The organism is Exiguobacterium sp. s181 (assembly GCF_018617125.1).
Lineage (GTDB): Bacteria > Bacillota > Bacilli > Exiguobacteriales > Exiguobacteriaceae > Exiguobacterium > Exiguobacterium profundum.
The window spans coordinates 217,347-228,896 of record NZ_JACSJM010000003.1 but is presented as its reverse complement, the minus strand read 5'-3'; the positions used below and the strand labels follow the sequence as shown (position 1 = coordinate 228,896).

General features: G+C 47.8%; 12 protein-coding genes. 4 read left to right on the top strand and 8 right to left on the bottom strand.

The window, feature by feature from the left end:
• The first annotated feature begins 20 nt into the window (after positions 1–20).
• A complete protein-coding gene (locus tag KNO70_RS12545) occupies positions 21–833 on the top strand; it encodes a MetQ/NlpA family ABC transporter substrate-binding protein (RefSeq protein ID WP_214812667.1) in 813 nt (270 codons plus the stop codon).
• Between the two features lie 34 nt (positions 834–867).
• Here KNO70_RS12545 and KNO70_RS12540 read toward each other — a convergent pair whose 3' ends face one another.
• The 3 genes from KNO70_RS12540 to KNO70_RS12530 all read right to left on the bottom strand — a co-directional run bounded on the left by KNO70_RS12540 (position 868) and on the right by KNO70_RS12530 (position 3,079).
• Positions 868–1,704, bottom strand: coding sequence for an aldo/keto reductase (locus KNO70_RS12540; protein ID WP_214684966.1), 837 nt, complete (start codon positions 1,702–1,704; stop codon positions 868–870).
• A 78-nt stretch (positions 1,705–1,782) separates the two neighbouring features.
• The gene (locus KNO70_RS12535) at positions 1,783–2,745 is read right to left on the bottom strand and encodes an HAAS signaling domain-containing protein (RefSeq protein WP_214784495.1); all 963 of its coding nucleotides are present in this window, start codon (positions 2,743–2,745) and stop codon (positions 1,783–1,785) included.
• The gene (locus KNO70_RS12530) at positions 2,732–3,079 is read right to left on the bottom strand and encodes a PadR family transcriptional regulator (protein ID WP_074035166.1); all 348 of its coding nucleotides are present in this window, start codon (positions 3,077–3,079) and stop codon (positions 2,732–2,734) included. Before KNO70_RS12530 ends, KNO70_RS12535 begins: the two co-directional genes overlap by 14 nt.
• 128 nt (positions 3,080–3,207) lie before the next feature.
• Here KNO70_RS12530 and KNO70_RS12525 point away from each other — a divergent pair, with 128 nt between their 5' ends.
• Positions 3,208–3,609, top strand: coding sequence for a hypothetical protein (locus KNO70_RS12525; RefSeq protein WP_214784492.1), 402 nt, complete (start codon positions 3,208–3,210; stop codon positions 3,607–3,609).
• Positions 3,610–3,647: 38 nt separating this feature from the next.
• Here KNO70_RS12525 and ahpF read toward each other — a convergent pair whose 3' ends face one another.
• The 5 genes from ahpF to KNO70_RS12500 form a co-directional block, all read right to left on the bottom strand.
• Positions 3,648–5,171, bottom strand: coding sequence for an alkyl hydroperoxide reductase subunit F (gene ahpF, locus KNO70_RS12520; RefSeq protein ID WP_047795758.1), 1,524 nt, complete (start codon positions 5,169–5,171; stop codon positions 3,648–3,650).
• Between the two features lie 11 nt (positions 5,172–5,182).
• Entirely contained in the window at positions 5,183–5,746 is a 564-nt protein-coding gene (gene ahpC, locus KNO70_RS12515; protein WP_015880295.1) for an alkyl hydroperoxide reductase subunit C, read from the bottom strand.
• A 332-nt stretch (positions 5,747–6,078) separates the two neighbouring features.
• Positions 6,079–6,876, bottom strand: a complete 798-nt coding sequence (locus tag KNO70_RS12510; protein WP_214784489.1) for an SRA domain-containing endonuclease — start codon at positions 6,874–6,876, stop codon at positions 6,079–6,081.
• 95 nt (positions 6,877–6,971) lie between these two features.
• Positions 6,972–8,840, bottom strand: a complete 1,869-nt coding sequence (gene htpG, locus KNO70_RS12505) for a molecular chaperone HtpG (RefSeq protein WP_214812666.1) — start codon at positions 8,838–8,840, stop codon at positions 6,972–6,974.
• Positions 8,841–9,141: 301 nt separating this feature from the next.
• Complete coding sequence (locus KNO70_RS12500; protein WP_251028296.1) at positions 9,142–9,774, bottom strand: TetR/AcrR family transcriptional regulator; 633 nt, start codon at positions 9,772–9,774, stop codon at positions 9,142–9,144.
• A gap of 117 nt (positions 9,775–9,891) precedes the next feature.
• Here KNO70_RS12500 and KNO70_RS12495 point away from each other — a divergent pair, with 117 nt between their 5' ends.
• Positions 9,892–10,641, top strand: coding sequence for an SDR family NAD(P)-dependent oxidoreductase (locus tag KNO70_RS12495; protein ID WP_047795764.1), 750 nt, complete (start codon positions 9,892–9,894; stop codon positions 10,639–10,641).
• Between the two features lie 104 nt (positions 10,642–10,745).
• Positions 10,746–11,375: an immunity protein Imm33 domain-containing protein gene (locus KNO70_RS12490; RefSeq protein WP_078146010.1), complete on the top strand. Its 630-nt coding sequence runs from the start codon at positions 10,746–10,748 to the stop codon at positions 11,373–11,375.
• The last annotated feature ends 175 nt before the right edge of the window (positions 11,376–11,550 follow it).

Genomic DNA, 11,550 nt, shown 5'->3' with positions numbered 1-11,550 from the left:
ATAGAAAGTAGGAAATGAATATGAAAAAATTGATGGCACTTCTTGCCTCACTCACACTCGTCCTCGCGGCATGTGGGAACGACACAGAAACACAAACAGAACAAGCGAACGAACCACAGACATTGAAAGTCGCGTCACTCATCCCACCGATGACAGATATGCTTGAAATCGCGAAAGAACAGCTCGCGGAAGACGACATCGAACTCGAAATCGTTGTTCTCGGAGACAACGTTCAACCGAACTCGGCACTTGCGGCGAAAGAAGTCGATGCGAACTTCTTCCAACACGTTCCGTACATGGAGGAGTTCAACCGCAGCAACGATGCGAATCTCGTTCCAATCGAACCGATTTATTTCGCAAATTATGGTGTATACGCAAAAAACTATGTCAAGATGGAAGACATTCCGGAAGGCGCAACGATTGCGATCGCCAACGACGTATCGAACATCGACCGTTCGCTCTCCCTTCTCGCACAACATGATGTGATCGAGCTCGGAGAGAAGGAGGGCACGTACTATACACAGGCTGATATCACATCGAACCCGAAAAACTTCAAATTTGAAGAAGTCGACTTGTTGATGCTCGCGCGCGCGTACGATGATGTCGATGCGGTCTTGATGACACCGGCTTACGCTGCACCGCTCGGTTTGACACCGAAGAGTGACGCACTCTTAACAGAAGGCGTCGAGAATGATTTCGCCATCACGCTTGTCGCACGTGAAGACAACCAGGATGACGAAGCGATCCAAAAACTCGGCGAAGCGCTCACAAGTGACGAAGTCCGTGCGTTCTTGCAAGAAAACTATGATGAAACGGCCATTCCGGCGTTTTAAACAAAAAGATTGAGCCATCTAGGCTCAATCTTTTTTAGTACTCTTCGTATTCTCGCGGGTCTTGGTCATCGATGCGACCATCCTGCTTCGTCAACGCATTGAGCGTCTCCATCTCTTCATCCGTCAATTCGAAGTTGAAGACGTCGAGATTCTCTTTTTGGTGCAACTCGCTAGACGAGCGGGCGAGCGGGATGACACCAAGCTGCACGTGCCAACGCAAGATGACTTGAGACACGCTCTTTCCTTTTTGTTTGGCGAGCTCGGTGATCTTTTCGTCATGGATGACCGTGCGGGCGCGACTGAGCGGGCTCCACGCTTCTGTGATGATGCCGCGTTCTTTATCGGCTTTCCGCTGTTCGACTTGAGAGAAGTACGGGTGTAACTCGATTTGGTTAATGACCGGTGTTTCTCCCGTTTCTTCAATCAAGCGGTCAAGGTGCTCCGGCATGAAGTTCGATACCCCAATAGAGCGGATCCATCCGTTTTTCTTCGCTTGAATCAAGGCACGCCATGCCTCAACGTACTTGTCTTGTTTCGGGTTTGGCCAATGCAAGAGGAACAAATCCCAATAGTCGAGGTTCGCTCGATATAGGGACTCTCGAATCATCTCGAGCGCCTGATCGTAGTCATAATATTGCGCGCGCAATTTTGACGTTAAGAAAAGCTGTTCACGCGGGATGCCGGATTGGCGAACCGCTTCACCGACCGCGCCTTCATTATCGTAGCGAATCGCCGAATCGATGAGTCGATATCCGTTCCGGATGGCGCACGTGATGGCGTCGACCCCTGCTTCACCTTTCAAATAAACCGTCCCGAGTCCGATGGCCGGAATCTCATAACCGTCATGTAGCTTGATTGTTGGAATACCCATCAAATGCCTCCCCATTCAAAATCCGTTCTCTTCTCCGCTATTCCACTTTCCTTGGAAATGAAACGTTTGAATGTGAGGTCAACGTCGAAACGCTTTGATCAAACCTTCTGCCAAATCGAGAATACACACGATGATGATGGTGAGTAAGACACTCCAGACGCCCCAACGACTGATTGTTTCAAGGTCGGCGTTGATTTGCTCAGCAATCAACGGGAGCGCTTCGGTCGAAATTAGATCGGGTTGCAGCATAATGAGCGCTGTGACGACAATCCATACGATATTGAAGAGCGCGTTCCATAAGGCGAGCGGCTTTGTCCAATGTCGAACCATCCATTTGTAAATGGCGATGGCGATCCCAAAGGCGGCCAGGGCGATGACAAACGGGAAGAATTGATCCAAGACCGACGCATTGAGTAGCGGATAGGATTCACTATCTGTGACAACACGAATCAACTGCTCGGCGTTGACATACAATACGACCATCAGAACGGTGGCGATAAAGTCAAACAAAATCGAACCAAAATAAATCGAGGTCGAACGTGGTTTTACCTTCTTGAGTTGCTCAGGTTTCCAACTAGAGAAAGGCACTTCACCCTCAGGTACAGCACGTTCAATGATGAAGAACGTGAGGGTGATCCAGAATAGCGTCTGAACGACGACATTGAAGATAGCCGCACCAGTTTGAAGGAATGCTTGAATCAAGAATTGACTCCAAGACGTGTCGTCGATGGGATTGGTCAAATAACCGATGATCGAGAGAATGGTGACAACCGTGACGGCAATCGGTAAGACGATTTTAATGATGTTCACGTACTGTGTGAAGAGAGCAGGACCGATGAGATAAAGTGGTCGGTTCGCGTAGCGAGCAGCGAGGATTTGAGGGTCGCCGAGTTGGCGCAATGCTTCAAATAAAGCCGCTTCAGACGGGTCATTTCCAGTCATGTCATCAATGGTCGATTCCAATTCGAGTGCGACGTCTTGCCGCATCGACTCTGGGATTCGAGAGGTGACTTCATCGATATACACATCACGAAGATTCATGATCATTTCCTCCTTCAATTAGACGGGTCAACGTTTTCGACATGTTCATCCATTCCACGTACAACTCATTCAAAATGTCCATCCCATCCGAGCTGAGCACGTAGTACTTGCGTGGTCGACTCTCTGTCGTATCCCAGGAACTCGTGACGAGTCCTTGTTTTTCAAGTCGACGCAAGAGCGGGTAGAGCGTACTTTGATCAATGTTGATATCGGCATCTAGCAGTGCTTGAACGAGAGAATAGCCGTATTGGGGTGTCTTCAACTGACTGAGCACCGCAATCGTCAATGTGCCGCGCCGCAACTCCGTCACCAACGAGGCTTTTACATCAGACATTTTTTCGCCTCCTTCATTCGTTTATCTTTATACTGTATATCATACACTATAAGTTATCATACATCAATATGAATAAAAAACGTTGATTCATTTCCTGATTTTGGGATGATAAAGGGGAGGTGATGTTCATGAAGTGGTGGTGGATGGTTGGCGGTGTGGTGATCGTCAGTTTATTGACGATCAATGCGCAGTGGTATGGGAATGCGGCGACGTTTGGGGTACCGATTGGCTGGATCATCATGCTGCTAGTCTTGGCACAGTTTCGAAAGCCGACATCGACTCTTTGGGCGGCGTCGGTCGGAGTGATGAGTGTAGTGGTGGCGATTTTGCTTTCGATTCCGAGCTACTCGTTAGCCGAGGCAGAAGAGACGTTGAGCAAAACGTACAATGACGTGGCGTACATGGAGAGCGTTCCGACGACCGGGGGAGAATGGAATCCATTCTCCCCTCGAGTAGGCTATCGGTTTGAAACGGAGAGTGGAGACTCGATTTTATTCATCCCGGACTCGGGGAAGACGTTTGAACTGTAAAAAAGACTCGCTCTCATGATAGAGGGCGAGTCTTTTTGTTAGTTGCGAATCATGTAGTCGAAAGCGCCGAGTGCGGCTGTCGCACCAGAACCCATCGAGATGATGATTTGTTTGTAGGCGCTGTTCGTGCAGTCTCCTGCCGCAAACACACCTGGGACGTTCGTCGCGCCGTGACGGTCGACGACGATTTCCCCGAAGTTGTTGCGTTCGACCGAGTCGAGCCAATCCGTGTTCGGGACGAGACCGATTTGGACGAAGACGCCTTCAAGTTCGACATGATGTGACTCGTTCGTCTCACGAGACACATACGAGATGCCGTTCACTTTGTCCGTACCCGTGATTTCTGTCGTCTGAGCGTTCGTGATGACAGTCACGTTTGGGAGACTGTGAAGACGATCTTGTAGCACTTGGTCAGCCTTGAGTTCAGGAGCGAACTCGAGGACCGTTACGTGCTTGACAATCCCTGCGAGGTCGATGGCTGCTTCGATCCCAGAGTTACCGCCACCGATGACCGCGACACGTTTCCCTTCAAAGAGAGGACCGTCACAGTGCGGGCAGTAAGCGACCCCTTTGTTTTTGAACTCCGCCTCACCTGGGACGTTGACGTTACGCCAGCGTGCACCAGTCGAGAGGATGACGCTCTTACTCTTCAAGACAGCGCCGTTCTCGAGTTCAATCTCGACGAGGTCCTTTTTCTCAAGACGCTTCGCGCGTTGGAGGTTCATGACGTCGATGCCGTACTCTTTGACGTGCTCTTCAAGACTTGCGACAAGCTTTGGACCTTCTGTATAAGCGGTACCGATGAAGTTCTCGATCCCCATCGTGTCCATCACTTGGCCGCCGAAGCGCTCTGCGATGATTCCGGTACGGATTCCTTTACGAGCCGCGTATACGGCAGCACTCGCACCCGCTGGACCGCCACCGACGACGAGGACGTCATACGGGTCTTTATCCGAAAACGCAGAAGCGTCAGGACCTGTACCGAGTTTCGCCAAGATCTCTTCGAGTGACATCCGACCGTTACCGAACGATTCTCCGTTTAAGAAGACCGTCGGGACAGCCATGATCTCTTTTGCTTCCACTTCATCCTTGAACGCGGCTCCATCGATCATCGTGTGCGTGATGTTCGGATTGAGGACGCTCATGACGTTTAGCGCTTGCACGACGTCAGGACAGTTGTGGCAGCTGAGACTGATGTACGACTCGAAGTGATATGTGCCTTCGATATTTTGAATTTGTTTGATTGTATCCGCATCGACTTTCGGCGCGCGCCCGCTCACTTGGAGGAGGGCGAGGACAAGTGATGTGAACTCATGTCCGAGTGGAATCCCCGCGAAGACGATTCCTGTCTCTTCGGATGGACGATTCACGCTGAAGCTCGGTGTACGCTCGAGTGTCGCGCGTTCGACCGAGATGCGTGATGACATGCTGGCGAGTTCGTTGACGAGCTCGAGCATCTCGTTTGAGACTTTGTCTTCCCCAGCGCTTACACGGAGGACGACATCGCCCTCCATGAGCTGGAGATATTGGTCGAGCTGTTGTTTAATCGCTGCTTCTAACATGCAATCGCTCCTTACAATTTACCGACGAGGTCAAGGCTTGGGCGGAGTGTTTCAGAACCCTCTTCCCATTTCGCTGGGCAGACTTCGCCTGGATTGTTGCGTACGTATTGTGCTGCTTTGACTTTGTTGACGAGCGTGCTCGCGTCACGGCCGATGCCGCCAGCGTTGATCTCGACAGTTTGGATGACACCATCTGGGTCGATGATGAACGTACCACGGTCTGCGAGGCCGTCTTCTTCGTTTAAGACATCGAAGTTGCGTGAGATGACGTGTGATGGGTCACCGATCATGATGTACTCGATTTTTCCGATTTTCTCAGATGTTTCGTGCCAAGCTTTATGTGTGAAGTGTGTGTCTGTTGAGACAGAGTATACTTCTACACCGAGGTTTTTAAGTGTAGCGTACTCGTTTTGAAGGTCTTCAAGTTCAGTTGGGCAGACGAATGTGAAGTCAGCTGGGTAGAAGCAGACAACGCTCCATTTGCCTTTGAGGTCGTTCTCTGTAACTTCGAGGAATTCACCTGTTTGGAATGCTTGTGCTTTGAATGGTAGTACTTCTTTGCCGATTAATGACATGGGTTATGTCCTCCTTGTTTTTTACTCTAGCGTTTCTATCTCGACTAGAATAATTATAATGTAATACTAACTTCATATAACGAGCTGAAATTGTCAAGGCGTTTGCATGCTTTGAAAATATAAGGTGTATCAAAAGATTGTCTGTATTTGGCTTAATAAAAGCAAAGAAAACGATTACATAACGATCGTTATTTTCTCGCTATTTTCTTATTTTGAAAAATAAAAATCATGAGTATAGTTGATAATATTTTGGAAAGGGTTATACATTTTCTCGTCGGAAATTGGAGGATTATCAATTACATCAATAAAACAACCTTAATCACAAGTAGCGATTAAGGTTGAAGAATTTGCTGTATGATTTTTTCTCGATACAAAGCACGGTCTTTACTTTTCCGAAGTCGAGCATGACAGTTAGGGCAAGTAGCTATTACTTGTTCAGGGAGAGCCAATCCCTCATCGGATTCTTTATATAATGAGTAAAGTTCTAAATAAGGCCCTTGTTCAGTATCAAATGGTGCGGCTTGACCGCATGCTTCGCAGTGATTATTTGCTCTCGCAAGCACATAATAATATAAAGCCGCTGTCTGTTCCCTCACTTGGCGCTTTCGAATCGACATGCTTAATCCAGTCGCACGCTTAGGGTCACGATTGGCAATTCGTTCGAGTTCCACAATTGATTTGTCCCTCATAGTTGTTGCATATTCGTGAGATTCTTCCTGTACGACGTGGAGAGGTTCGAAAGCAAAAACGATGACTTCTCGCTGATTTTGATGTTTGTCGATTCCAAATTGAATATCATAGCCAATCAAAACAAGTTGGTCTACGAAACGATAATTTCCTTTTCCGAGAGATTCAAATAGATAAACATCCTCACCATTTTCGATGTGATGGAGAAGCGCCTTGTTACCGAAGGAGAAGGTTTGATTTCCTTCTTGTCCTTCGCCACTATAGTAGAACAAACCATCTTCTTCGCTCCAGCCATTCTTATATCCAAATTCTTGATCCATTCCACTATCAAAAATAAAAATAAGTTTATGTTTGTTAGGTGTACTGATTCCTCGTTGACGGCTTCCGCCATATTGATCATGGATGAAGGAACGTCTATACACTTTGTTTTTTTCGAACAGCATAAAGCACCTCATTTCCAGGTTTTTCTTTTAAATAGAGTGTAGCATGCTTTTTTATTAAAAACGAAAAAGACAGAGGACTCCCTCTGCCTTCACCGTCACTCCGCCATCAACGCACACACCGCATTCGAATACGCTACCGGATCTTCAATCGGTAACCCTTCAATGAGGAGGGCTTGTTGATACAAGAGGTCTGTATATTGTTTCGCTTTCGCTTCATCTTCTTTATACACACGTTGGAGTGTCTGGAAGATGGCGTGGTCGGCATTCACTTCGAGCACTTTCTCCGCTTTCATGCCGCCGCCGTTTGGCATCGCGTTCAAAATCTTCTCCATCTCGATTGAGACGTCACCCGCAACCGTCAAGCAAACCGGATGCGACTTGAGACGTGTCGAGGCACGCACTTCTTTGACGCGGTCTCCGAGCTCTTCTTTCATGAATGCGAACAAGTCTTGGTTGTCTTCGTTGAGCGATTTCGCTTCCGCGTCATCGAGACCTAGATCGCCGCTCGCGATCGATTTGAATTCTTTGTCTTCATACGACTGAAGCATCTTGATGGCGAACTCGTCGATCTCTTCTGTGAAGTAGAGGATCTCGTATCCTTCTTCTTTCAAACGTTCTGCTTGTGGCAAGAGGTCGATGCGATGAATCGATTCGCCTGTCGCATAGTAGATATACTTCTGATCTTCTTTCATCCGCTCGACGTACTCTTTGAGCGATACAAGTTTCTTCTCGTAAGAAGAATGGAAAAGAATCAAGTCTTTCAGTTCGTCTTTGGCTGCGCCGAACTGGTCATACACGCCGAACTTCAATTGGCGACCGAACGACTCATAGAACTTCTCATAGTCCTCACGCTCGTTTTGGAGCATCTTCTCAAGTATGCCTTTGATTTTCGACTTCACGTTTTTGGCGATCACGCGAAGTTGGCGGTCCTGCTGTAACATTTCACGGGAAATGTTGAGGGAGAGGTCTTCTGAGTCGACCATCCCTTTGACGAAGCCGAAGTAATCCGGCAAGAGGTCGGGTGACTTCTCCATGATCAACACGCCGTTCGAGTAGAGCTCGAGCCCTTTCTCGAATTCTTTCGTGTAATAGTCGAACGGAACCGTTGACGGGATGTAGAGGATTGATTGATAACGAATCGTCCCGTCGACGTTCAAGTGAAGGTGCTTGAGTGGCTCATCAAAGCCGTAGCGTTTCTCGTGATAGAACGCCTTGTAATCTTCGTCAGTCAACTCGCTCTTACGCTTCCGCCAAATCGGCACCATGCTGTTGACGGTCTCTTCTTCCTTGTAATCCTCATACTCTTCTGAGTCCTCTTTTTGACGATGTTTCGTCACATCGAGTTTGATCGGGTAACGGATGAAGTCCGAATGCTTCTTGATGAGTGAGCGAATCTCGTATTCTTCAAGGAATGACGAATACACATCATCTTCTGTGTCTGCCTTCAAGTGGAGCGTAATTTCTGTACCGATGTCCGCTTTGTCTGTCGGCTCGATCGAATAGCCGTCTGTGCCTTCTGACTCCCATACGTATCCTTGATCACTGTCAATCGAGCGAGTCCGCACGGTCACGCGGTCAGCGACCATGAACGCGGAATAGAATCCGACCCCGAATTGACCGATGAGGCTATGGTCTTCTTCCATCTTCGTCGCCTGTTTCATGGCGAGTGAACCGCTCTTTGCGATGATTCCGAGGTTTGTTTCGAGTTCTTCTTCTGTCATCCCAATCCCTGTATCGCGAATCGTGATCGTCCGTGCTTCTTTGTCGAGTTCAATTTTGATGAAGTAATCGTCTTTGTTGAACTCGATGCTTTCGTCTGAGAGGGCACGATAATACATCTTGTCGATGGCATCACTCGCGTTCGAGATGAGCTCACGCAGGAAGATGTCCTTATGTGTATAAATTGAGTGGACCATCAACTCTAAAATTCGTTTCGATTCCGTTTGAAACTGTTTCTTTGTCATGATCGTTCTCCTTTTGATGTCTATATTTTGGCACTCTGCTAATAAGAGTGCTAACACTATTGATTATCCTAATTTTTAGGAAGATGTCAACCGAGATTGAAGAAAAGATTGACGAGGACGTAGGTTTCGCATATAGTTGAGTACATGCGATGAGCTGGTCTATGTAAGACGGCGGACATTCCCTTGAGGAGCACGTTGTGGAGCGTGGTCCGTCGCGGTAGACTTTCGAGAGCACCTCTAGTGAGAGGTGCTCATTTTTATGTATACAACTAGCCTCCCTTCAAACGAAGGGAGGCTTTTCTTATGCCCGGATGGATGTGAGGAACATCTCTTTTAAAGCATGCAATTGTACGGCCGGTTCGATATCGTCCTCTAAATAACTGATGTGCGACTTCAACATGATGTTGTTGCCGAACGTCCCGAACGTATTGATGATTGTGACGACGGTCACCTTCACATCGATATCCGAGCGGAATGAACCGTCTCGTTTCCCATCTTCGATCAAGGGTTCGAGTGTCTGCATGATCTGTCGTTGAACGTCGATGTATGTCTCGATTCCAGGAAGAGGTGAGGCGACGAGCGATGCATAGCTCTCGAACGCCTCTCGGAAACGGGCATGGTTCGTCCGTTCCAACTGCATCTCGAAAAAGTGGTTCAAGATGGCCTCGAGCCGCTCATATGCGCTGCCTTCCCCATGCATGAACTGTTCAAATCTCTCGAGTGTGGGCTGTAGATTCTTGACGGCTGCCGCGACGATCAATTGATCTTTCTTCGGGAAGTAGCGAAACAGTGTCGCCACCCCAATCCCTGCCGCGTCCGCGATGTCCTGCATCTGAACCTTCTCAAAGCCATTCTCTATAAATAAGCGTTCTGCCTCTTGGATAATCAGCTGGATTCGTTCTTCTTTGTTTTGTTGTCGTTTACTCAATTCCATCACCTCATTGTCTGTCCCTAGTATATCGTCTTCGAGCAGTTTCGTTGAGATTAATGTCACATCCAATTATGATTATGATAGTTAGACTATCATAATTTAATGAATGGAGCTGGGACAATGCGTTTACAGGGGAAAGTAGCGGTCATCACAGGGGCAGGAAGCGGTATGGGAGAGTCAACGGCACGCCTATTCGCCAAAGAAGGGGCGACGGTCGTCGCAACAGATATCAATGAACAAGGAGTAAACAATGTAGTCGAGTCGATTCGTGCACAAGGTGGGGAAGCCATCGCGGTGAAGCATGACGTGACCTCACGTTCGAGCTGGGAGGACGTATTCGCAGAAGTGGAAGCGACGTGTGGCAAATTAGATATTCTCGTCAATAACGCTGGAATCGCACTTGCGAAACCGTTCTTGGAACAGACGGAAGAGGACTGGGCACGCACGTATCGCATCAACATCGATGGGGTCATGTTAGGGACACAGTATGCGATTCCGCTCATGACAGAGAATGGCGGAGGATCAATCGTCAACATCTCCTCCATCTCTGCATTGACCGGTATGGCGGGTGCCGGGGCCTATACAGCCTCGAAAGGTGCGGTCCGTTCTCTCACGAAAGCAGCGGCCGTCGATTACGGGAAGCAAAATATTCGGGTCAACTCGGTGCATCCTGGGTATATCGTGACACCGATGAGTGCGCCGCATATGGAACATCCGGACTATAAGCAGCACTTCTTGAATCAAATCGCTTTGCCGAATCTCGGACAAGCGGATGAGGTGGCGGCAGCCGTCCTATTCCTCGCGTCAGACGAAGCGAACCATATTAGCGGGATCGAACTTCCGGTAGACGGTGGCGTGACGGCGAAATAACACCATGTGGATTTAGTTCTTCTGAACTGAATCCTTTTTTGTATTCTTGAGTCGTAACTGTCTATACTAACTAGGAGGTAGTTTCGTTATTTAGGAGGGATTAGATGAACTGGTATTTAGATGATGCACATGCATTGCATCGAGCAGCTCCTTATACGTTTTATATACCGAGCACAGCGGTCTTGAGCCGATTAAAAGTCGATGACTATGTGAAATTGATTTTTGCGACTGATGTTGCTGAGCCTGATGGGTATCGGGGAGAACGGATGTGGGTCCGAATCACATCGGTCAACGGTAATCAGTTTGAAGGTGTGCTCGATAATGAGCCGTATCGTTTACCGATCACGTTAGGTACCGTCCTTTCGTTCGGGATGGAGCATATTTGTCAGACCGAACTTGAAGAGCCAGCTGAGGATGAGTGGGATTATTATATGGATACGCTTGTGACGGTCAGTGCGGATGTGTTAGAACGTGAAGAATTTCATTTTATGTTGCGAGATGAGCCACATGAGGAAGGGGATTCAGGTTGGTCCTTTTTGAGCGGATATGAAGATGATGCTTACTTAAATGATGCAGATCATTTTCACATCGTGTCAATCGGTGTCATCTTGAATATCGATGACTCTATTCTAACGTTAGTTAACCAGCCACCACTTTGTGTGTATGAACGTAACGAGGATGGGACGTTTCAGGAAATTGAAGATTTCGACTGGGATGGGTATTTGAATGGCTAACAAAAACTGTAACTTAGGAATGGAAATCTAATTTTAGATGGGTAAGAGTATGGATGGATAAAACGGAGTTGTTTTAGCAAGTCCAACTTCAACTTCGATCTTCTACCTGTACCAGTAAATAGTTCATTTGTTTAGATGAGGGAAGTCTTGAGGACCTTTATCAGAAATTGAATCA

Excerpts from the sequence above, each read along its gene's own strand:
- KNO70_RS12535 (WP_214784495.1), bottom strand. The coding sequence starts at position 2,745 with ATGAATCTTCGTGATGTGTATATCGATGAAGTCACCTCTCGAATCCCA.
- htpG (WP_214812666.1), bottom strand. The coding sequence starts at position 8,840 with ATGACAAAGAAACAGTTTCAAACGGAATCGAAACGAATTTTAGAGTTG.
- ahpF (WP_047795758.1), bottom strand. The coding sequence starts at position 5,171 with ATGTTAGAAGCAGCGATTAAACAACAGCTCGACCAATATCTCCAGCTC.
- KNO70_RS12510 (WP_214784489.1), bottom strand. The coding sequence starts at position 6,876 with ATGCTGTTCGAAAAAAACAAAGTGTATAGACGTTCCTTCATCCATGAT.
- KNO70_RS12545 (WP_214812667.1), top strand. The coding sequence starts at position 21 with ATGAAAAAATTGATGGCACTTCTTGCCTCACTCACACTCGTCCTCGCG.
- KNO70_RS12490 (WP_078146010.1), top strand. The coding sequence starts at position 10,746 with ATGAACTGGTATTTAGATGATGCACATGCATTGCATCGAGCAGCTCCT.
- ahpC (WP_015880295.1), bottom strand. The coding sequence starts at position 5,746 with ATGTCATTAATCGGCAAAGAAGTACTACCATTCAAAGCACAAGCATTC.
- KNO70_RS12530 (WP_074035166.1), bottom strand. The coding sequence starts at position 3,079 with ATGTCTGATGTAAAAGCCTCGTTGGTGACGGAGTTGCGGCGCGGCACA.
- KNO70_RS12540 (WP_214684966.1), bottom strand. The coding sequence starts at position 1,704 with ATGGGTATTCCAACAATCAAGCTACATGACGGTTATGAGATTCCGGCC.
- KNO70_RS12525 (WP_214784492.1), top strand. The coding sequence starts at position 3,208 with ATGAAGTGGTGGTGGATGGTTGGCGGTGTGGTGATCGTCAGTTTATTG.
- KNO70_RS12495 (WP_047795764.1), top strand. The coding sequence starts at position 9,892 with ATGCGTTTACAGGGGAAAGTAGCGGTCATCACAGGGGCAGGAAGCGGT.
- KNO70_RS12500 (WP_251028296.1), bottom strand. The coding sequence starts at position 9,774 with ATGGAATTGAGTAAACGACAACAAAACAAAGAAGAACGAATCCAGCTG.